This is a genomic window from Alicyclobacillus cycloheptanicus (assembly GCF_028751525.1).
GTDB classification, from domain to species: domain Bacteria; phylum Bacillota; class Bacilli; order Alicyclobacillales; family Alicyclobacillaceae; genus Alicyclobacillus_L; species Alicyclobacillus_L cycloheptanicus.
Genome location: NZ_CP067097.1, coordinates 2292358 through 2313249, shown reverse-complemented (window position 1 = coordinate 2313249; position 20892 = coordinate 2292358). Strand labels below are relative to the sequence as shown.

The 20892-nt window shown below is 56.2% G+C and carries 21 protein-coding genes; 4 read left to right on the top strand and 17 right to left on the bottom strand.

Annotated elements, in window-relative coordinates; translation table 11 throughout:
- The first annotated feature begins 178 nt into the window (after positions 1 to 178).
- Entirely contained in the window at positions 179 to 862 is a 684-nt protein-coding gene (locus tag JI721_RS10635; protein WP_274454856.1) for a hypothetical protein, read from the top strand.
- A gap of 40 nt (positions 863 to 902) precedes the next feature.
- Here the strand turns inward: JI721_RS10635 and JI721_RS10630 are convergent, their stop codons facing one another.
- From JI721_RS10630 to JI721_RS10615, 4 genes are all read right to left on the bottom strand, one after another.
- Positions 903 to 1823, bottom strand: a complete 921-nt coding sequence (locus JI721_RS10630) for a heme o synthase (protein WP_274454855.1) — start codon at positions 1821 to 1823, stop codon at positions 903 to 905.
- Between the two features lie 182 nt (positions 1824 to 2005).
- Entirely contained in the window at positions 2006 to 2755 is a 750-nt protein-coding gene (locus JI721_RS10625) for an IclR family transcriptional regulator (protein WP_274454854.1), read from the bottom strand.
- Between the two features lie 77 nt (positions 2756 to 2832).
- Positions 2833 to 3522 (bottom strand): RraA family protein, encoded by a 690-nt coding sequence (locus tag JI721_RS10620; protein ID WP_274454853.1) that lies wholly within the window; start codon positions 3520 to 3522, stop codon positions 2833 to 2835.
- Complete coding sequence (locus tag JI721_RS10615; RefSeq protein ID WP_274454852.1) at positions 3509 to 3859, bottom strand: hypothetical protein; 351 nt, start codon at positions 3857 to 3859, stop codon at positions 3509 to 3511. Before JI721_RS10615 ends, JI721_RS10620 begins: the two co-directional genes overlap by 14 nt.
- A gap of 223 nt (positions 3860 to 4082) precedes the next feature.
- Here JI721_RS10615 and JI721_RS10610 point away from each other — a divergent pair, with 223 nt between their 5' ends.
- Both JI721_RS10610 and JI721_RS10605 read left to right on the top strand, forming a co-directional pair.
- Complete coding sequence (locus JI721_RS10610) at positions 4083 to 4472, top strand: RidA family protein (RefSeq protein WP_274454851.1); 390 nt, start codon at positions 4083 to 4085, stop codon at positions 4470 to 4472.
- Positions 4472 to 5431 (top strand): D-2-hydroxyacid dehydrogenase family protein, encoded by a 960-nt coding sequence (locus JI721_RS10605; protein ID WP_274454850.1) that lies wholly within the window; start codon positions 4472 to 4474, stop codon positions 5429 to 5431. The genes JI721_RS10610 and JI721_RS10605 overlap by 1 nt, the downstream gene beginning before the upstream one ends.
- A gap of 94 nt (positions 5432 to 5525) precedes the next feature.
- On the opposite strand, the gene JI721_RS10600 is transcribed toward JI721_RS10605, so the two are convergent.
- The 9 genes from JI721_RS10600 to JI721_RS10560 form a co-directional block, all read right to left on the bottom strand.
- Positions 5526 to 6815, bottom strand: a complete 1290-nt coding sequence (locus JI721_RS10600) for an MFS transporter (RefSeq protein ID WP_274454849.1) — start codon at positions 6813 to 6815, stop codon at positions 5526 to 5528.
- Positions 6816 to 6878: 63 nt separating this feature from the next.
- Positions 6879 to 8222 carry an MFS transporter gene (locus JI721_RS10595; protein WP_274454848.1) on the bottom strand — a complete coding sequence of 448 codons (1344 nt, stop codon included), beginning with the start codon at positions 8220 to 8222 and terminating at the stop codon, positions 6879 to 6881.
- Between the two features lie 118 nt (positions 8223 to 8340).
- Positions 8341 to 9792 carry a UbiD family decarboxylase gene (locus JI721_RS10590; RefSeq protein ID WP_274454847.1) on the bottom strand — a complete coding sequence of 484 codons (1452 nt, stop codon included), beginning with the start codon at positions 9790 to 9792 and terminating at the stop codon, positions 8341 to 8343.
- A 28-nt stretch (positions 9793 to 9820) separates the two neighbouring features.
- On the bottom strand, positions 9821 to 10345 hold the full coding sequence (locus tag JI721_RS10585; RefSeq protein WP_274454846.1) for a (2Fe-2S)-binding protein: 525 nt from the start codon (positions 10343 to 10345) through the stop codon (positions 9821 to 9823).
- 2 nt (positions 10346 to 10347) lie between these two features.
- Positions 10348 to 12714, bottom strand: a complete 2367-nt coding sequence (locus tag JI721_RS10580; RefSeq protein WP_274454845.1) for a xanthine dehydrogenase family protein molybdopterin-binding subunit — start codon at positions 12712 to 12714, stop codon at positions 10348 to 10350.
- A 2-nt stretch (positions 12715 to 12716) separates the two neighbouring features.
- On the bottom strand, positions 12717 to 13604 hold the full coding sequence (locus JI721_RS10575) for an FAD binding domain-containing protein (RefSeq protein WP_274454844.1): 888 nt from the start codon (positions 13602 to 13604) through the stop codon (positions 12717 to 12719).
- Positions 13601 to 14065 (bottom strand): SRPBCC family protein, encoded by a 465-nt coding sequence (locus tag JI721_RS10570; protein ID WP_274454843.1) that lies wholly within the window; start codon positions 14063 to 14065, stop codon positions 13601 to 13603. The genes JI721_RS10575 and JI721_RS10570 overlap by 4 nt, the downstream gene beginning before the upstream one ends.
- On the bottom strand, positions 14038 to 14778 hold the full coding sequence (locus tag JI721_RS10565) for a cyclase family protein (protein ID WP_274454842.1): 741 nt from the start codon (positions 14776 to 14778) through the stop codon (positions 14038 to 14040). The genes JI721_RS10570 and JI721_RS10565 overlap by 28 nt, the downstream gene beginning before the upstream one ends.
- Positions 14779 to 14892: 114 nt before the next feature.
- Positions 14893 to 15462 carry a UbiX family flavin prenyltransferase gene (locus JI721_RS10560; RefSeq protein WP_274454841.1) on the bottom strand — a complete coding sequence of 190 codons (570 nt, stop codon included), beginning with the start codon at positions 15460 to 15462 and terminating at the stop codon, positions 14893 to 14895.
- A 437-nt stretch (positions 15463 to 15899) separates the two neighbouring features.
- Between JI721_RS10560 and JI721_RS10555 the strand changes: the two genes are divergently transcribed.
- A complete protein-coding gene (locus JI721_RS10555; protein WP_274454840.1) occupies positions 15900 to 16277 on the top strand; it encodes a DUF3870 domain-containing protein in 378 nt (125 codons plus the stop codon).
- Positions 16278 to 16379: 102 nt separating this feature from the next.
- Here the strand turns inward: JI721_RS10555 and JI721_RS10550 are convergent, their stop codons facing one another.
- The 4 genes from JI721_RS10550 to JI721_RS10535 all read right to left on the bottom strand — a co-directional run bounded on the left by JI721_RS10550 (position 16380) and on the right by JI721_RS10535 (position 20890).
- Entirely contained in the window at positions 16380 to 17369 is a 990-nt protein-coding gene (locus JI721_RS10550; RefSeq protein ID WP_274454839.1) for an ABC transporter ATP-binding protein, read from the bottom strand.
- The gene (locus tag JI721_RS10545) at positions 17362 to 18354 is read right to left on the bottom strand and encodes an ABC transporter ATP-binding protein (RefSeq protein WP_274454838.1); all 993 of its coding nucleotides are present in this window, start codon (positions 18352 to 18354) and stop codon (positions 17362 to 17364) included. The genes JI721_RS10550 and JI721_RS10545 overlap by 8 nt, the downstream gene beginning before the upstream one ends.
- Positions 18355 to 18359: 5 nt before the next feature.
- On the bottom strand, positions 18360 to 19544 hold the full coding sequence (locus tag JI721_RS10540) for an aspartate aminotransferase family protein (RefSeq protein ID WP_274457802.1): 1185 nt from the start codon (positions 19542 to 19544) through the stop codon (positions 18360 to 18362).
- 149 nt (positions 19545 to 19693) lie between these two features.
- On the bottom strand, positions 19694 to 20890 hold the full coding sequence (locus JI721_RS10535; protein ID WP_274454837.1) for a hypothetical protein: 1197 nt from the start codon (positions 20888 to 20890) through the stop codon (positions 19694 to 19696).
- Between the last annotated feature and the right edge of the window lie 2 nt (positions 20891 to 20892).

Sequence of the window (20892 nt, the reverse complement as noted above, 5' to 3'; positions counted from 1 at the left end):
CAATTTGTCAACTATGAATTAAATCGAGCGAATTTCGAGAAAGATGTGCTTGACGGATTGTATGCCACATGATTAAATACGCACTAATCCCATCGGTTTTGTCGACTGGGCTGCCAGAGACACTGCGAATCCACGCAGTGTCTCATTTTTTTGAATCCACTGCGAAGGAGTGCAGTCAATGAAGTCTGGAACGTGGAAGAACACTCGGATGCTCACGGGGGTGATCGGCGGCATGGTCGCTGTTTCATGGCTGATCACCACACCCATGGTTGCCAGCGCGAAGACCCTTCAAGTGCCTCAGGATGACCACTGGGTGGCTGCATGGGCCACCAGTCCGCAAGCGCCATCGACGACCGGCATTTCCAACACGGGATTTGATGACCAAACCATCCGTATCATCGTACACCCCAGCGCAGACGGCAAAGCCATCCGGCTTCGATTTTCCAACACATTTGGCGCCAGTCCCCTGACATTGAACGACGTTTCCGTGGGCGTTTCCAACGGTGGTGCCAGTATCGTTCCGGGGAGCAGCCGCCATGTCACCTTTGACGGTCAACGGTCGATCACGATTGCACCTGGCACCGAGCAGTTCAGCGATCCTGTCCCATTGCCCATCAAAAACGGCCAGAACCTCACCATCAGCATTTACGTGCATGGCCAGAGCGGACCGACCACGTGGCATCCTGATTCTTTGCAAACGAGCTATATCTCGACGCCTGGAGACTTTACATCCGCCAGTCAAGGCCAGGCCTTTACAACCTCCGTCAACTCCTGGTTTTGGCTGGATGGCGTCGACGTCCCCAACCCTGCTTCAGACGTGGTCAAAGCAAGTGACCGCCCACGCGGGCGGTCACTTCGCTGACAGATTCACTTTTTCGCAACGCTTGTCCCTGGTCCTTCCGTCAGTGCCCCATGCTGAATACCATGAGCACGAACAACGCAGGCAGGTACATCACCGAAAAACGGAAGGTCCGCTTGGCCCACACAAAGGAGTCGTCACGCTCGCGATAGTTCATGATGTTGTAAATGAGGAACGCAATCCCCAGCAGTCCTGCCGTCACCAGGTAGATGGGCCCAGCATCGTGCGTAAAGTACACAGAAATCGACGCCAGCAGCAACAATGCCGCGTAAATCACGCTTTGCCGCTTGGTCACCCGCGGTCCGCGAACCACGGGCATCATCGGGATCCCGGCGCGTGTATAGTCCTCATTCTTATACAGCGCAAGCGCCCAGAAGTGCGGTGGTGTCCACAGGAAGACGACGATGAACATGACAATCGCGATGAGACCGACGCTGCCGGTCACGGCCGCCCAGCCTACGAGCGGCGGAAATGCGCCGGCGCCGCCGCCAATCACGATGTTCTGCGGGGTTGTCCGTTTCAACCACATCGTGTAGATAAACACGTAATACACAAATCCCGCGAGCGAGAATACCGCCGTCAACCAGTTCACCGCAAAGGCCAGCAGGAAGAACGACACCGCCTCCAGGACAATCCCAAACCAGAGGACCTTGCGCGGATCGGCCATGCCTGCCGGAAGCGGGCGTTTGGCGGTTCGCTGCATGACGGCGTCAATGTCGCGATCGTACCACATGTTGATGGCCGCGGAACCACCGGACGACAACGCCAAGCCAACCAGTGTGAAAATCGTGATATAGATGTCTGGAAATCCCTTTTGTGCAACAATCATCGCGCAATACGCTGTGAACAGCAGCAGAATCATGATGCGCGGCTTCGTGACCGCTGTGTACACTTTGATTGTTTGCAGCGTCTTTTCAATGAAAGACTGGGGATTGGCTGTTGCTTCAGTTCGGGTTACATACACATTCCCCACTCCCCCTTTTGCAAGGATCAACGAACGAGACTGATATTATACCCAGTCGATGAGGTGATCTTAGACGAGATTATCTTAACAGAAGCGCAGGCAATCTGCCTCATTCGTTGAGATGGAGTCGAAGAACGTTCATAGGACCGTGACATAATTTTGACATTCGATACGTGATCTCGTCACCAAAACAGCACCAGTCGCTCGGCGATCTCATTCGCGGCCCGAACCACACCGTCCCGGACGAATTCGACACGCTCCTCACTCGCTTCATACATTGGAAGGGTTGCGACGACCACAGCCCGGACCTGCTGCCTGCGGTCACGCACCGGCGCAGCGAGGCCAAACACGGTTGGATTGACCTCCTCACGAGACACGGCAAAACCCTGTTCCCGCACCTTGGCCAGTTCCTTGAGCAAGTCGTCAATGTTTGTGATGGTATGCTCCGTCACCGCCGGCATCCCGTGCGTTTGCATGAGCGCAACCACCTCTTCGTCCGGAAGACTGGCCATCCAGACCTTCCCGGCCGCCGTGGCGTGCAGCGGTGCGATTCTGCCCAGCATGGAGGCCACGCGGAGCGGTTTGATGCCATCCACGCGGTCGACGTAAATCAGTTGACGGTTCTGCTCAACCGCGAACTGAACACTCTCTCCGATTTCCTGAACAAGGTTCACGAGGACGGGATGAACGACGTCTTCGAGCTGCGTGCGGTCCTGATGGCGAAGCGCCATCGCCACAAATTTGAACGAAATTTTATAGCGCTCCGACAGCGGGTCGCGGATCACGTACCCCTCCGCTTCCAGGGTGGAAAGTATCCGTGATACATCCGCCTTATGAATATGAAGTTCGGCAGAAAGCTCAAGCACGCCCTTGCCCTCCGGAACGCCAGCAAGTCTGTCGAGCAGCTGCATGGTTCTGATGACTGCCAGCAAGAACATCACCCCACCGCAAAGGTCGCATCAATTGCGCCACGACGTATTTTACACAGATTGTAGTTTCGTTGCCTGATTCAGCGCGTCCCAAGAATGCGGCGTTCTTCCGCCAAGATTTCATTGAGGCGCCGCCCAACCTCCGGCAGAACTTCGGGCGGTACAAAACAGATGCCGCTGTCATCCGCGATCACGATGTCTCCCGGGCACACCTGGACACGCTGAATTCGGATGGGAACATTGATGCCCACCCCTTGAAGACGTCCGCGCCCCGTGACACACGTAACGCCGGTGGACCACACCGGCAGTTGTTCATCGGTAATTTGATCGACATCGCGCACGGCTCCATCCACGACGACACCCGCGATGCCCCGCTGAACCGCTCGATGTGCGGCCATGCCGCCGAAAACGGAATACTGCCCCGCGCCATCCCCTTCGATCACCAGCACGTCTCCGGGGGATACATGCTGGAGTGCAGATTGATGAATCAGCCCATCCGAGGCGGATTCACGGACACGCCGTTCGGGCAGGTAACGCAGTGTGACGGCTCGCCCGACGACGCACCGCCCTGTTGAGCGTGCGGGCATGGCGGTGCATGACACGCAAAGGTGATACCCCAAGTCATCGAGAATATCGGAAATCGTAGACGAGAGACCCGGGATGTCACCCCAGCCTTCCGTCATCGCCAAGTCCACCTCGGGAAGTTCTCCAATGTGCGCAGGCTGATGAGAACCAATCGCTGCGCGCGGACCTTCCTTATTTGTTGACATCCTTCGAACCTCCAATCGACTCGGTCACTTCCAAGAGCAGTCCGGATGGAAAACGCACAAATCCGACTTCCGCTCCCCAGGGTCTGCGTTGTGTGGACTGGGCTACTTCGGCGCCCGATTGCAGAACCTCGGACAAATTGCCGCGATTTACGGAGTCCAACGTTACGATGGGCGCTGGTGGATGCGGCAGCTGCCACTGTCGCCACGCGGATTCAGTGACGAGCGCCAATTCAACTTGAGATTGCCGATATAACCCGTCCTTCGAGAGACGCCAAGCGCCCCCGATGCTTTCAATCCACTTCATCTCCTCATCACGAACCGGCACCGAAACCCACATTTGCTTCCCCTCGCCTAATGTGACGTAACCAAGTTACATCAGTATATCAATCGAAATCGACAGCCGCAATAGAGATTCCATGATTCCCCATCTACCCATCTCACTGATAGATTGGGAAGGCCCCGCGGCGCACGGTTGGAAGATGTTGATTTTTTTGATTTTTGACGGCATGATTACACGTAACTACGTTGCATCACGATTTTATACGCGAGGATGATGAACATTGAAAGAATCCGTTTCCACGAACCAGGCCCCCGCGCCAGCGGGTCCGTATTCACAGGCCATCAAGACGCGAAATCGAATCTATGTATCCGGACAACGACCGGTGGATGTCCAGACCGGGGAGATGCCACCCGACGTATCCGGCCAGACGCGTCAAGTCTTGGAGAACGTCAAGGCCGTTCTGGAAGCCGCCCAGGCGACGCTCGATGACGTGGTCAAAGTGAACGTCTATCTTGCGAATATTGAAGATTTTGATGCGTTTAACGCCGTCTACCGTGAATTTTTCAAGGAACCGTACCCGGCTCGAACCACCATCGGGGCAGCGTTGCGAAAGATTCTGGTGGAAATTGATGTGATTGCGGAGATTGGACGGGAAGAGAGTGTGATTTGATGAAGCTGCAGTGCGCTATCCTCGACGATTATCAAGGTGTCGCATTGTCCATGGCCGACTGGTCCTCCATTGAAGACACCATCAGCGTCACGGCTTTTCAGCAGCACTTCGCTGATGAGGATGCGCTCGTCGCAGCCGTGTCACAGTGTGACATCGTCGTCGTCATGCGCGAACGGACGCCGTTTCATGGGGCCTTGTTCGAACGACTGCCGAATCTCAAACTGCTCGTAACCACGGGCATGAGAAATGCGTCTATTGACTTGGATGCTGCAAAACGGCACGGGGTTGTCGTTTGCGGTACGGAGAGTCATTCGAGGGCACCCGCCGAACTCACGTGGGCCCTCATTTTGGGGTTGGCGAAGAACTTGGTGAAAGAAAACATGGAATTGCGCAGGAACGGACCCTGGCAAAGTACCGTCAGCACAGACTTGCGAGGGAAAACCCTGGGTGTGCTGGGGCTCGGCCGCATTGGTATGCAAGTGGCCCAAATCGGCCTTGCCTTCGGGATGCAGGTCGTCGCGTGGAGTCAAAACCTGACGGAAGACCGGGCCAACGCAGCGGGTGCCCGACTGGCTGCTTCGAAGGAAGCGCTCCTGCGCGAAGCGGATTTCGTCACCATCCACCTGGTACTCAGCGACCGCACAAGAGGGTTGATAGGCCGCCGCGATCTGCAGCTCATGCGCTCCACCGCATATCTCATTAACACCTCCCGCAGCGGCATTGTCGACCAGGCCGCATTACAGGACGCCCTCCGACGCGGCCTGATTGCCGGCGCCGGTTTGGATGTGTTCGATGTGGAACCGCTCCCGAGCGACCACCCGTATCGGTCGCTGCCCAATGTTTTGGCGACGCCGCATATCGGATATGTCAGTCAAGACACCTATCAAGCCTGGTTTACGCAGGTTGTCGAAGACATCGAAGCCTATCTAAACGGCAGTCCAGTCCGTTTGTTGTCGTGAAAAGCCATCACCTATGTTCTATCCAGCGGATGCATCCGGAAGAACATAGGTGATGTTTGGTCTATCCCGTCAAACGCGGTGCAACAGCGCAGGGTCACTCCACTGTCACGGGTTCGGCAAGCGCCGCGGGGTGGTCTTTCACCTGATAGGTGTGCTCCACTCTCCCCAGCAAAAAGACATAGGCTGCAGCGCCGACGAGGGCAACACCGCCCGTAATGATGAGCGGAACGCGAAAACTATGCAGTGACCCGTACAGCATGCCCGTAATCAGCGGTGCAAACGACGCACCGAGGTTCCCGCCGAAATTCTGGAGAGAACTCACCGACGATACGATTTCGGGACCCGCCAAATCCATAGGCAGCGAGTTGACGCTTCCGGTGACGAGCCCCATGGACGCCATCGTCAGGACGAGGAACCACATCACCGTTGCAGTAGATGAGCTGTACGCTGCGATCGTGACAAAAATGGTGCTCAGTAACAGCCCACCGCCAATGATGGTCTTACGCACCACCGTGCGGCTTCCACCATGATTGACCCAGGCGTCCGCCAACCATCCACCGAGAATCGTCGTCACAATCGACACGATAAACGGTAAAGCACTCAATGACCCACTTGCGCCGATACTCAGATGATGCTGCAACACGAGAATCCCCGGCATCCAGGTCAAAAACACATAGAGCACATAGAGGTATCCGAATTGACCCACAATCATGGCCCAAGTACTCCGATACGCAAACAATTGGCCCCACGAAACATTGGCGGTGCGGGCGCCCGATGGTTCCTTTGCGGCGACCGAGGCCCGTGCACGCCGATAAATCAGCAGCCAGACCAACGTCCATGCGAGACTGAACGCACCGGTGACATAAAACACCGATCGCCAGCCGAGCGCAACCAGCAGCGCGGCAGCCAACGGCAGCCCAATCGTCGGGCCCAGTTTATTCCCCGTGAAATAGACACTGATGGCTTTGGTCCGGTCCTTCGGGAGAACCGTCTCGACAACGACTTTGGGCGCAGCCGGAAGCAGCGCCGACTCACCGAAGCCAAGAAGTGCCCGAAATACCGAAAGAACCGGAATTCTCAACGTAACCGCACTCAACCAGGTGGCAACAGTCCAAATCACCATACCGATAGGCAGAGCTCGCCGCGGATGAACCCTGTCAATGATGGGTCCGGCCACCAATAAAAACAGGGTGAGCGACCAACTGAAAATCGACTGAATCAGGCCCAGTTGTCCAGAGGACATTTCATGATGCTTCACCCAGTACGAACCAGTAATTGAAATATTCACTCTGTCAATGGCGGAGATAACCAACGCTGCGAGCAGCATGAGTACAATTGCCCATTGATAGACCGACCAACGGGACTTGGGTTCCTGTTCGACCATTGAACTTACCCCTTTCGCGACGGAGATACGTCAACTCATCACGCGACGGCGCGCCTGCCCCAACTAGTCGGGTAACGGCAAGCCCCTCGTTTCGCGGCAGAAGAACGTGCACACGAAGCCGAGAATGTAAATCAGTCCAATCAACGTGGCGGCGATACTGTACCCACCCAACAAGGTGATGAGGTACCCCGCAAACAACGGACCCAAAAAGGCAACAAAGCGCGCTGCATTGAACACAAACGAGACACCGGTCGCCCGAATCGGTGTGGGGAAAAACTCAGGCAGCCAAACGGGCATCCAGGAGTATTGACCCAGCGTGAACAGTCCGTTCACAGCCGTCAGGAAGAGGACCGCGCCAAGTTGATGGACCCACAGGAACAAAATCGGCGTAAGAATGAGCGATAGGCCAAAGTAAATCAGGCACGTCTTCTTTCGCCCGATGACGTCCGCCAGAAAGCCCAGCAGGATGTACCCCACAATGGCGCCGACGTTGTACACCATGCCGCTTAAACTCGACCAATGTGTCGCGGACAATCCTTGTGTTGTTGCGAGCGAGCCAACATAGGAAGGGACCCATGAGGAAATCGCCCACCACCCGACGGTGGTCGTCAGGGACATGAGCAGCCCAAGAATCGCTGCTTTCCGCAGGCCGGGATCGGAAAATAGCGCTTTCATGGTGAACGCCGCATACTTCTGTTCCTCTTCTGAAATGGAAATGCCTTGGGTGTGTTTCTCCCGAATCTGGCTGCGAAGCGAGTTGGCTTCTTCCCACTTGCCTGACTCATCCACATTCCGCCGGTACCACAGCAGCACCAAGGCTGGCAGGACACCCAGCAGATACATGATGCGCCATGCGCCCGGCCCAGCGCCTCCGACAAAAAACCACACCAGGGATGCAATGAAAAATCCGATGCCAAGGCCGCTCTGCATGATGCCCGCCGCCTTTGCCCGGGTGTTCATCGGAAACACTTCCGCCACCATGGAGGTTCCTGTCCCCCACTCGGAGCCAATGCACAGGCCAACCAGAATTCTAAGGATGATGAATGACGTCCAGGACCAACTAAGCGCGCTGATCCCGGTCATGAACGCGTAGGTCAAGATGGACCACATCATCACTTTCTTGCGCCCAAAGTAATCCGCAAAAATGCCGCCAAGAATCCCGCCCACACCCCACCCCAGCAGGGTCAAGCCAATCGTAAGGCCTGCATAGAGCGGCACCGCCTTCAGCTGCACAGCAGGCAGCAGTTGTTTCAGCGCGACGGCGACCGTCAAAATCAAAGCATAGGTTTCATAGCCGTCAAACAGCCATCCCAAATTCGATGCGACCAACGCATGCCACTGTTTCGAAGTGACCGATCGGTACCATGGTCCCGTAACCACGGCGACGTCTACACCGGTCTGGCTCATCTTGGACCGCCTCCTCATTTGTGTTTTGCGATTTGGGTGGTACCACACCCGCGAACCCTTCACCGGCCGCACACGCCGGCTCCGCACAACCGCCGCGCTGGCGGCGTCCTGCCGCCGCTCACAGCGGCAAGACGTCCCGCCATTTCTCCCTGACTTGCGCCTGCAACTCCGGACTCGCCTCGGCAACCGGCGGAAAATCATCCAGATGGTCAAACGGCCTGCAGGCGTCGATGATGGCCCGAGAACTGAACATCGCCTTGGAAGTGTACGTCACCGACATCGGATCGTTCTTTGACCCCATGGCATTCCGGATGAAATCAATGTCCTTTTCCGGGTCCGTGCGCGTCGCAATCGCCCACATCACCTCCGTCAAATTGGAAGGGTCAATATCTTCATCTACCACCACTGAGTACCGCCCCATATACGCGGCCACACCGCATTGGCTCAGCACATGGCCGCACTGCCTGGCGTGACCAGCGTAGCGCTGCCGAATACTCGCCACGGTGAACATCCGCGCACCGCCAATTTCGTGGGCCCACACCGATTCCACACCGGGCACCCCCGCCGAAACCAGGGCATCAAACAAGAGTGCCGAACGCATCACCGCCTTCGAATAAGAGTAGTCATTCGGCGGCTTGGCAGGCGGACTGCCAACGATGATGGGATCCCGGCGATAATACACGCGTTCCACCGTCACAAGCGGTGCCACCTTCGCCCCTGCCTGGTAATAGCCGTGAAATTCACCGAAGGGGCCCTCGAGCCGCTCATCACCCGGGTAAATCCAACCCTCCAGGACAATTTCCGCCCCAGCTGGAAACGGCAGCCCCGTTCGCTCACCATGAACCACTTCCACTGGCTGCTCGAGAATCGCACCCATGTAGTTGAATTCACTGATGCCATACGGCACTTCGATGCCGGAAATCAGGTAGCATAACGGGTCGGCGCCAATGACAATGCACACGGGGAACGGTTCTCCCGCGGCCATATACTTTTGAAACTGGATTTGTCCGTGCTTGCCTGAAACCATGTCCAGCCCGACATGCGTCTCGTCCTGAACCATGATGCGGTACGTCCCGACATTCACCCAGTCCGAATCCCTATCCTTCGTCACCACCGCACACCCCGTGCCGATGTAGCGGCCGCCGTCCAGCTCGTGCCACAACGGCGCGGGAAACTTGTAGAGGTTGACCGCGTCTTTGTCGTCAACGCACGCCATGACAGGCCCCGTGCTGACGGAGACAGGCGGATACGCTTCGGCCTGAGCCGCCCACGCTTTCGGTTTGCCGCGCAGCCACTGCACCAGTTCGTGGTGACCCGCCACCTTCGGCGCGCGCAGTAGGGAGGCCAGACGTGACGGGCTGCTCGTCGTACAGGTAAGCACGCGATACCCCGCTGGATACCCAGGAATATCGTCAAACAAGAGTGCCTTGTGCCCCGTTTTCTTCACATTCAGTTCACTGATCGCCCCAATTTCGAGGTTCCAGTCTGCACCGCGAACGACCTGGACACCATCCTCTTCTTCCATGTCGGCCAGCCAATTGCGCAGGTCCAGTGGATTGGCTTTCCCCATGAGACTTTCCCCCTTTCCGCGGATGCGCTTATGGTGCCGGCGTCGAACTGCCGGCCGCGGCGAGCGCCGCACCCTCTTTGCGATTCGCCCACTTCTTTGCCGCGGCGTGCACCGCGTCGATAATTTCCGGGTAGGTCGCACACCGACACAGATTTCCCGACAAGTAATGCTTGATTTCGTCGTTCGTTGGATGCGGGTGCTCTTCCAGCAGCTGCGTCACCATCATCACCATCCCCGGTGTGCAAAACCCGCATTGAAAGGCCTCGCATTCCACAAACGCTTGCTGGACAGGGGACAGTTCGTCGAGGGTCCCCAGCCCTTCTACCGTTTGCACATCGCATCCGTCCACCCGTGACGCCAGGTACAAGCACCCCGACACCGCGACGCCATCCACATTCACGGTGCAGCATCCGCACAAACCTTGCCCGCAGCTTTCTCGAACGCTGTACAGTTGAAACCCACGGCGCAGCGCTTCCACCAAATTTTCATGCGGCTGCACTTGCAGCGCGACGGGCCGCCCGTTGAGCCGAAAATGGATTGTTTTCGAGTCCATGCTTACTCCTCCTCCCACACGATGCCTTGCTTTTCCTTCAATGCCCGAAGGATGCGCTCAGGCGTCAACGGGGTTTCGTAGATCCGCACACCAATGGCATCCTCAACGGCATTGGCGACGGCAGGCGACAAGCTGAGCGAGCCGGTTTCCCCCGTACCCTTGGCACCGAAGGGGCCATTCGTATGAGGCACTTCTACAATCGACACCTCACTGGTTTCCGGCAAATCCCAAAACCCAGGAATCTTGTAATCCGCGAAGCTGGCGTTCACGACCTGTCCTTCATCGAATACCATGCCTTCAAACAACGTAAAGCCCATCTGCATAAAGGCGGCGCCAGACAGCTGCCGTTTCACGATGCCGGGATTGATGGCCTTGCCGCAATCCCCCACTGTGACCAAACGCGTGATGTTCACTTTGCCAGTCTCCGTGTCGACTTCCAGTTCGACACCCGTGCCGCCGACCATCCAGAACGGCGTGATTTGCTCCGACATCCCTGTTTGCGGATCCGGCTTTTTGTACGAGGGAAAGTAGGAACCGACCCCCAGAATGTTGCCCGCCTGCATACCGAACCGGTTGGCGAGCAGCTCCCCGTATGTGTAGAACGAGCCGTCCGGTGTCTGCACCCCGCCGGCTTTCACCGTCAGCGTCTCCGGCGGGTGGCCGGTTTGGGCAGCACACAGTTCGAGCGCCTGCCTCCTTGCATCCTCCGCAGCCAGTCGAACCGCGTTGCCCATATGAAAGGTAGAACGCGACCCCAATGTCGCCATGTCGTACGGGGTGACATCGGTGTCTGGGTGAATGACACGGACGTCCTCCGCGTGCAGCCCCAATACATCCGCCACAATCTGGGCCATCGCCGTATCGGAGCCTTGTCCCATATCCACCGTGCCACAGTACAACCCGCAGCTTCCGTCGCTGTACAAGTTCACGAACGCCACGGACGTCGTCGGCGATACCGCCGCCTTGATGCCGATCGCGATGCCGCGGCCACGGCGAATCGTGCCGGAACCGTGATCGAAATCTGCGTCCCAATTCATCTTTCTCGCCAGTTCCTCGAGGACTTCATGCGTGCCGACATCGGTCATGATGGTGCCCGTCGCATGCGGCCGTCCATTGCGCAGCAAGTTTTTCCGCCGAAATTCCAGCGGGTCCATGCCCAACGCGCGGGCAATGATGTCCGCCTGGCTTTCGTAGGCCCACACCAGCTGTGGAATTCCGAACCCCCGCAGCGCCCCCGCCGGCGGCAAGTTGGTATACACGGCGTAGGAATCGAGGCTGACGGCTTCAATGTCATAGGGACCCGCGGCGGTAAATCCAGACTTCTGCGTGACCCGCGGACCGATGTCCGCGTAGGCTCCGCCGTTCCACCACGTTTTGCAGTCGCGCGCAACAATCTTTCCGTCGTTCGTGACACCCGTGCGGATGGTCACGGTCGCTGCATGCCGCGTAATGGTGTAGAACTGTTCCTCCATCGTCAGGCTGAGCCGCACAGGACGCTGAACAATCAAGGCTAACGCCGCAACTAGCGCTTCCAATTTAATATAGAGCTTGGCGCCAAAGCCGCCGCCGAGAAACGCGGTCCGAACCCGCACTTTATTCTCTGGCCACCCCATCAGCCGAGCGACTTCAATGCGGACGAATGACGGACTCTGCGACGCCGTCTCAATCAGCAAATTGCCCGTGTCCGTCACGCGCGCCACCGTGACTATCGGCTCCAAGGGCAAGTGGTTGACTTGTTGGCTGCGGAACGTGTGTTCAAAGACGTGATCGGCCTTTTGAAAGGCTGCCTCCATGTCGCCGTTTCGCAGGTGGTACTCCATGGCGACATTGGTCTTTTCCCTCGGTTTCAGCGACTTTAAATCCGCAAACGTTCCGGCGGGCCGGATAACATCGTGCACAATGGCGGTTGTGGTCTTTGCCGACTCGACTTCATGAAAAACGGGTTCCAGTTCCTCGTATTCGACCTCCACGAGGTCGGTAGCACGGTCCGCAATATGGACATCCGCGGCCAGCACAACGGCAACGGGCTCCCCGACATGCCGGACCTTGTCAATCGCTAGAATCGGCTGGTCATGGAAGGCCGGCCCATAATACGGATCCGGAATCAGCCGCAAAATATCCTGACCGGTCACGACTTCGTAGACACCCGGCATGGCCTTGGCGGCAGAAACATCCACCCGCACAATGCGGGCGTGCGCCACCGTACTGCGCACGACCTTGGCATGGAGCATCCCAGGGACTTCCAAGTTATGAATATACTCCGCACGTCCGGTGACCTTGGCTTGACTTTCCAATCGCTTCACGGCACGCCCGACCTGACCTGTCTTCTCCTCCGTCACTGGACGACTCGGCTCTAACACCTGACTCACGGTCACCCCTCCGTTCCTGATGCTTCGCGTTGCAGCCCAGCAGCCTTCTTCAGCGACTTGCGCACGCACACCTTGACAATCTCCCGCTTGTACGCAGATGAGCCGCGAATATCCGCGAGCGGTTTCAAATTGGCCACAGCAAGCTCCGCAGCATCATCCAACACCTCGTCACGCACGCGCACACCGGCTAAGCGAGTTTCCACACCCGTCAGTCGCGTTGCTTTTTCGGTCGCTGCGCTGACGACCACGCGCGCGTCCGCAATGGTATCTCCGTCGACCTTCACGAACGCCGCCACCCCGACCATGGGCCAATCGTCTGCAGACAGGGCGGTAAATTTCAAATACGTCCCGTTCATCCCTTGCGGTACGGGCGGCACAATGACCTCCGTAATCAGTTCACCGGTGTCCAGCGCGGTGCTGTAATAGCCCGTCAAGAATTCCGACAGGGGAAGTTCACGAACACCCCCTGCCCGCTGAATCTTCACGCGCGCATCCAGCGCCATGAAGATGGGCGGCAGATCCATATGTGGGTCCCCATGCGCCAAGTGTCCACCCACCGTCGCCACGTTGCGCACACGCACGTTGGCCAGCGTCTTTAAAGCACGCGGTATCACAGGGCTGAACTGCTGTACGACAGGCGATAATTCCAGTTCGCGCAAGGTGGTGAGCGGACCCAGATGAAGCGCGCCGCCGTCATCCACGTGCACCCCGCGCAGATTGGGCCGCAAGCGGTGTAAACTGACCAACGTCTCCGGCTCAAACAACTTCGACTTCATCATCAGCATGAGTGCGGTACCACCCGCGACGCACCGGACAGACGGATCGTCGGTGTCCAACAAATCCAATGCTTCCTCCAGCGTCTCAGGCTCCTTCAAATCAAACGCGTTCACAACATCGCCTCCTGGGAACTTGTGAGTTGCTGGCTCAAGTTCTCCGCGAACAAACTCCCCATTTCCTCGCACTTGGCCCGAAACACAGATTGTCCAATGCCGCCTAGTTTTCCGGTGATGGATTGGTCGAGGACATACTGAATCCGAGTGGTTTGCTCGTCGACAGCGGACACGCTCAACGCCACACTCCCGGAAAGTTTTCCGGCCAGCTTCATCGGCTTGCCATCCATCACCGCCTTAATCTGGCTGGGCGGGTTCACCTCCACCAGCTGCACTGTGACGTCAAATTTCAGTTTCAAAAACGCAACGTCCACCGCCAAAACAGCACTGTACGTGTCTTCTCCAACCGCCTGCAAGTCGCTGCATCCGGGAATGCACTGCGCCAGCTTCTCCGGCGTACTGACGAACTCAAACACCTTCGGTTGAGGGCACGCTACTTCAAATTCACTAGATACCTGCATAGGTTCATATCCTCCTCGTCGAGTAGAATGGCCGCCGCACGAATGGGCCCCGCTGTTCCATTGACAATGCGCAGCGGCAAGCCCGTGTACCAAAACTGCCGCCCCGCCACCTCTCGTAAATCTCCGAGATTTTCCGTATTTAAGACGCCGCGCTCCCGACAAACTGAGTGCGCCGGCTTCCACTCGTCGCCTTTGTTGGGTTCGACATCGACACTTGCGCAGTCAATCCCGATGTTGACGATGCCCCGGTCTGCCAGCCACGTGGTTGCATCGCGATCGAGCCCGGGGTGCAGCTTCCCATACGCAGCCGATGGAAACGTGCGGCCGTAGTGGCCTGTATACAGCAATGCAATCTTGGGACGGTGCTGGCCTGTGAAGTCCACGCCAGCGCGCTCTGCTGCATCCTCAAGCATGGATACCGTGATGAAGTCTCCCGGCTTGGCTTCGCTGACATCCAAACAAACTGCCAGCCCTTGAAACAGGTCGAGCGGCAGTTCGTGGATGGCCTTTGCCTCCGGGTTCGGGTCCATGTGCTGAAACGAATCCGTATGAGAGCCGCAGTGATCGGACATGAAGATGCCGCTGACGGCGAACGTCCACTTCCCGTCCGGAAGCTGTTGGACATTTTTCAATCGGTGTACCACGGTGGGTTGATGTCCCTGATACACGGGAGAACCACTAAAAATTTCTTGTGACAAGTCAATGACCCGCACGCCAATCCCTCCTCCTGCCACAACGGTCACACCCAACGCCCGAACCGCCTGTCGCACAAAATGTAACCAAGTTACATGCATAGGACAAAATGCTTCCAATGTCATCGAATTTTCTCAATCGTGATATTCCGTCACTTTCCAGCGCCGCGTCAGGTTGGACTCAATGTGCAGCTGGTCAAGGGCTCGAGCCACCGTGTGGTCGACAATGTCTGCTATGGTCTGTGGATGATTGTAGAACGCCGGCATCGGTGGAACAATCCGTACACCAAGTTCAGCCAGCCGCAGCATGTTCTCCAAGTGAATGGCGCTCAGCGGCGTTTCTCGAGGAACAATGACAAGCGTTCTCGATTCCTTGATGGTTACGTCGGCCGCCCGACTGATGAGATTGTCTGCCAGCCCATAGCGAATGCTCGCCAACGTCTTCATACTGCAAGGGGCAATGATCATGCCGTCTACGGGAAATGAACCACTGGACACAGCGGCCGCTTGGTCAGTCGCGGCGTACACCTTCGAAGCAAGGCCTTTCACATCAGAGACAGACCAAGCGGTTTCCAGCGCAATCGTCGCCTCTGCCCATTTACTTAAAATCAGATGGGACTCAATGCCCAGCTCGCGCAGGACCTCTAACGTGCGAATCCCCCAAATCGCGCCGGTTGCACCGGTCATACCCACGACAATCTTCATTCATCCAACTCCTACTGTATGGGACGCGTCTCGCAGTGTGACTCAGCGATGCGTTGCGCACGTTCACTGGAAATCGGTTTCACAGACGCGAATCCGAACCTCCTGATGATTCATGCGCTCACCTGGACGCACTCGTAAACGAAGCTCTGACAACGACATTCATGTACCCGAACACTCCTTCACCCATATGCTGTAACTCAGTTGGTACAACTTCGTTACACCTATTAAACCAAATCAATCTGAATCGTGCAACAGAAACAGATCGACGATTTCTCTGAAGCTTGATACACGTATTCCAACGATAGTATGATAATCATAATCATCTTGCTCTCCCACAACGAAGTACAGCCAATTGCGGGCTCGATCTCAAGGTAAGTTGTTGAATATTTCAACTTTTTCCGTTGTTCGTCATTGTTCAAATCTAGGAGGATATCACGATGAACAAGATGAAAACCGTCGTCTGCACTGGGTATTCCAAACTCCCTGAAGGAATGGCCGCCAAGACCATGTTTGGCGTCATGGGTGTTGGGTTCGAGATTGACCCGAGTACCGACCGCATCGTGAACGCTTCGTGTACATTTGTCACAAACATGTGTACCGATTTCTTCGCCACCTTGCTCGTTGGCTGCGATTTAAACCTAGGAATTGAAGAACCCGTACGGGAGTTCGAAAGGCGCTATTTCGGCCTCGGCAAAAAGGCCGTCATCGCAGCGATACGAGATGCATACAACCAATTCGAAATTTACAAGTCGATGTCGACACACCAATCGAACGCTTCGCAGCGGACGAAAAAACTTGACATGCCACAAGCGTGACGTTTTTCCGAGCCATTCTGTCAACAACTCGCGACTGCGCGAAGACATGGGCAGACATGGCAATTCTGCTCATCTCGCAAAATCGCCATGTCCTGCGAACCACTATTCAAACTGCAAACACGCCACCTGGTGACCTGGTTGTAACGTTTTGAGTTCTGGCACCGCTTCTTTGCATCGAGGCATCGCTACCGGACACCGGGTATGAAACGGACACCCTGATGGGGGATTCACTGGATTTGGCACGTCTCCACTGAGCACCATCGGCATGCGCTGTTTTCCCTCGAGACTCGGGGCCGCAGCGAGCAATGCTTGCGTGTACGGATGCAACGGACGCTGAAACAGGTCTTCAACGGGCGCGAACTCCACAATCTTTCCAAGATACATGACGATGACCCGCGTTGAAATATGCTCAACCACGGACAAATCATGCGAAATGAACAGGTACGTCAGCCCAAGCTGTTCTTGTAAATCCTGCATCAGGTTAATCACCTGGGCCTGAATCGAAATGTCAAGTGCAGACACCGGTTCGTCCGCAATCACCAACTTCGGGTTGAGAACCAATGCACGCGCGATGCCGATGCGCTGCCTTTGTCCGCCGCTGAATTCATGGGGATACTTCGCCGCATGGCTTGGATTTAGCCCCACCTGTTGTAACAAGTGTAATACGCGCTCGCGGCGCTCTGCCGGCGCATAGCGTTGAAACGCGTTCATTGGCTCCCGCAGAATGCGTTCGACCGTCCAACGAGGATTCAACGAAGCATACGGGTCCTGAAAGACCATTTGGATGTCTTTTCGTGCCAACCGAAGCTCCCGCTGATTCATTTTGGCGAGGTCGCGGCCGGACAATTCAATGGTACCTGAGGTCGGGTGAAGCAACCGGATGACGAGCTTCGCCGTGGTGGACTTGCCACATCCGCTCTCTCCCACAATGCTCAATGTTTCTCCAGGGAAAACATCGAAGTTGACGCCGTCAACGGCTTTCAGTGTCCTGGCAGGGCGGAACCAACGCTTTTCTAAATCAAAATGCTTTTTCAAATGACGCACCTTCAAGAGCGGCTGCCGTTCATTCATCGCCGTATCCAACTTACGCATGCCGGCCACCCCCCTTCTCAGAAAGCCAACAGCGACTGCGCTGTTCACCTTGCCCGGCGGAAAACAGAGGGGGCATCTCGACGCGGCATCGTTCTTCAACGAATTCGCAACGGTCCGCGAACCTGCACCCCAATCCCCATTCTGCGGGGGGAGGTACACTGCCTGGGATATATTTCAAGCGATTCGCACCTTTGTTCCGTTCAGGCAAGGAATTCAGCAGACCCTTGGTATATGGATGTGCTGGATGATGGAGAACGGCCTGTGTGTCACCCGACTCAACGATTTTTCCAGCGTACATCACGATGACCTTGTCACACATTTGCGAAACTACGCCAAAGTCATGCGTGATAAGCATCATCGTTAACCCCATCGTCTGCTGCAAATTCTTCATAATTTGCAGAATCTGTGCTTGAATCGTTACATCCAGTGCCGTTGTCGGTTCGTCCGCAATCAACAGCCCCGGCTCACAAGCCATTGCCATGGCAATCATCACGCGCTGCCGCATCCCACCCGACAGTTGGTGTGGGTAACTTTTCGCCACTTCTTCGGGACGAGGAATGCCGACGAGCTTCAACAGTTCTACCGACCGTGCAAACGCGGCTCTTTTGCTCAAGTGTTTGTGAATCCTGAGGACTTCACTCAATTGATTCCCAACCGAAAAAACAGGATTGAGTGAAGTCATTGGCTCCTGGAATATCATCGACAAGGTGCTGCCGCGCATGCGCCGAAGTTCGGCTTTGGGCAATCCGACTAAGTTTTGCCCATTGAGCAGAACTGCGCCGGAAGTGACAGCGACCGGTGGCTTGATGAGGCCCATAACCGACAATGCAGTTACACTCTTGCCGCAACCAGATTCACCGACAACGCCGAGAACCTCGCCGCGGTGGACACGAAAGGAAACATCGTCTACCAACGTGATCGAAGACCCCTTACGTTGTACCTTCGTCGTCAGGTTGGAAACCTCCAGCACGACTGTACTGTTCATCCTGTTCACCCCTCCGGGTGTGTGCTTTGAATGGTCGCAAGTCCAGCTTCAAAGTGCGCAAGCAAATCGCTGAGAATCGCGTCATCATGTGCCATTGAAATCGCATGGTGCCCTAAATAGTTTGCGGCACTCAACACTTGACGCTGTTCCAGCACCTCGTGCATCACCGCGTACCGAACTTTGTCAGATGCAGCCGCATCCCGGTAATCCACAGGACGATGATCGGTGAAGTACCAGTGGAAGTGTCCACCTTCTCCTTCAATCCGGAAAGGAACACCATATTTTTCAGACAATCGGCGGCTCTCTTCCACCAACGTTCGAGTGCGAGCACTCAGCGTCTGAAAAACCTTTCGCTCCTCGTAGAGTTCAAGACAAGCCAAGGAGGCTGCCAACGAGACCTGGTGGCCATTAAAGGTTCCTACATAGGAGCAAGGGCCTTCACCCGGCACCGTCATGGCCAGCACATCGCGCTTGCCTGCGACCGCCGCGAGAACGTATCCATTTGCAATGGCTTTTCCGAAGATAGACAAATCCGGAACCACGCCGTAATGTACCTGCGCCCCTCCTTCTGACAAACGAAATCCTGTCAGCAGTTCATCAAACACCAGAACAATGTTCAGCTTGTCACACAGCGTTCGCAGTCCTTCCAAGTACAACTTGCGCGCCGGAATAAAACCAACATCAATCATCACCGGTTCGAGAACAAGCGCGGCAAGGCGCTCGTGATGCGCCGTCAGTAATTTCTCCGCCGCTTCAAGGTCATTGAACGGCAGAACGAGCGTGCTGTCGACCACCGCCTTCTGCAGTCCCGCTGAACCTGGGAGGGATGCGGGCCGTTCAATGGGCCCGGCCTTCGTCAAGTCCGGCCATGTACTCACGTACACTGCATCACTCCACCCGTTGTACGCACCTTCGATCACGGCGACATCTTCCTTGCCTGTGTATGTCCTGGCAATCATCAGCGCATGAAGGATGGCCTCTGTGCCCGTATTCGTAAAGCGGACCTGCTCCGCCGTTGGTACAAGGGAAAGAAACTTCTCCGCCGCCTGAACACTCAGCTCTGTCTCCACACCCGTTGGAATGGCGCTCGTCAAATAGTGGGTAAATCGTTCGTCAAATTCCTCATCCGCGTAGCCGAACAAAATAGAACCATTCCCCATCATGACGTCCAGCACCTGGTTTCCATCCACATCAGACAAATAGGGGCCTTGTCCTTTGCGATAGTATATCGGGTGTGGATGACGGAACCTTGAATTCGAATGTACCCCGGCAGGGATACTGGCGCGAGCCCGTGCAAACAGTTCTTGGGATGTGCGTGTAGACATTGCTGTCACCTACCTTAGACAAATTGGCGCACGGTGTCTGCCGACAGCATGCCGCGATACAAGAAGTCGTAAAACCGTTGCCGCTCGCCTTGCGGTACACGGCGAAACGTTTCAAAAACAGCTTCGTACCCCCGCCAGTACGCATAGATGAAGGGGGCACGCAGGCGATGTTTGAAAAAGCGCAGACGGGACGCTGCATACACATCGTCCGCAAATGCCTTGATCTTCAAAAACTCGACCACGCGTTGGTCTGAAGTGCCTTCCTCATGAATCATGTGAGCCGCTTTTGACCCACAGATCGACTTGAGCAGTTGATAGGTTTCATAGGCCCTGTCATCGGGTCCTTCGACCCAGTCGATAAAGGTCATCCCATTGTCTCCAATGCCCTCAAATGTGGGACTGCTGGCCGTGTTGGTAATGACCAGTCCTGCATCAGCCGGCGCTTGTCCGGCATGAAGTGCTTGTTCACGAATACGCATGTGCGTTGCGTGCCCTGGGAATGCCTCGTGGGCGACCAAGTGCTTGAGCGCTTCAAAGGTGTAGCTCAAGTCTCCATTGATCCACATCTTTCGTCCGACATAGTCACAGTAGGCAGAGTATGGGACGTTGTGCACGATGACGGGTTCCATTTCCAAATCGGCGACTTCAGGAAACATATGGTCCACAACTCGCTGCTTCGCCTGTTGCAGCAAATCACGCAGAACGGACCCAAGCTGGTGGGTCGGCACTACGCGGGCCGTCTCCCAAGCCGTCACCTTCTCCACCAAGGTCCCCGACAGGCCACAAGCCGCCAGCTGTACGTCCAGTTGTGCATGCAGCCTGGTCAACGCACGGTCGGACATCGGATTTTCGTTGATATACATGAAATGACGGACCATGTCCCGAAAACGCACAGATGCCCCGGACGCCCACCGTGCCAGCGCTCGCACTGAACCCACCTGTTGATAGAGGTAGTTGCGACGAACCTCGTCATCCAATCGATACAAGGTTGCTGCAATGTCTGTTAAATCCGACACCACAGCGTCCCAGTCCGAGTACACGCGTGACGAGACACTGGTTAGATTGATCGGGACGAGCCCCTCGCGCTCCAGGGACGCCTCGCCATCCGTGCCAGGGGTGGAGCGATATAACGCATCCATCCCCAGCACAATTGAAGTAAACTGCTCAGATAATTCAAAGTCGAGATCACGATAGCGCCAGCCGAAATCCATGT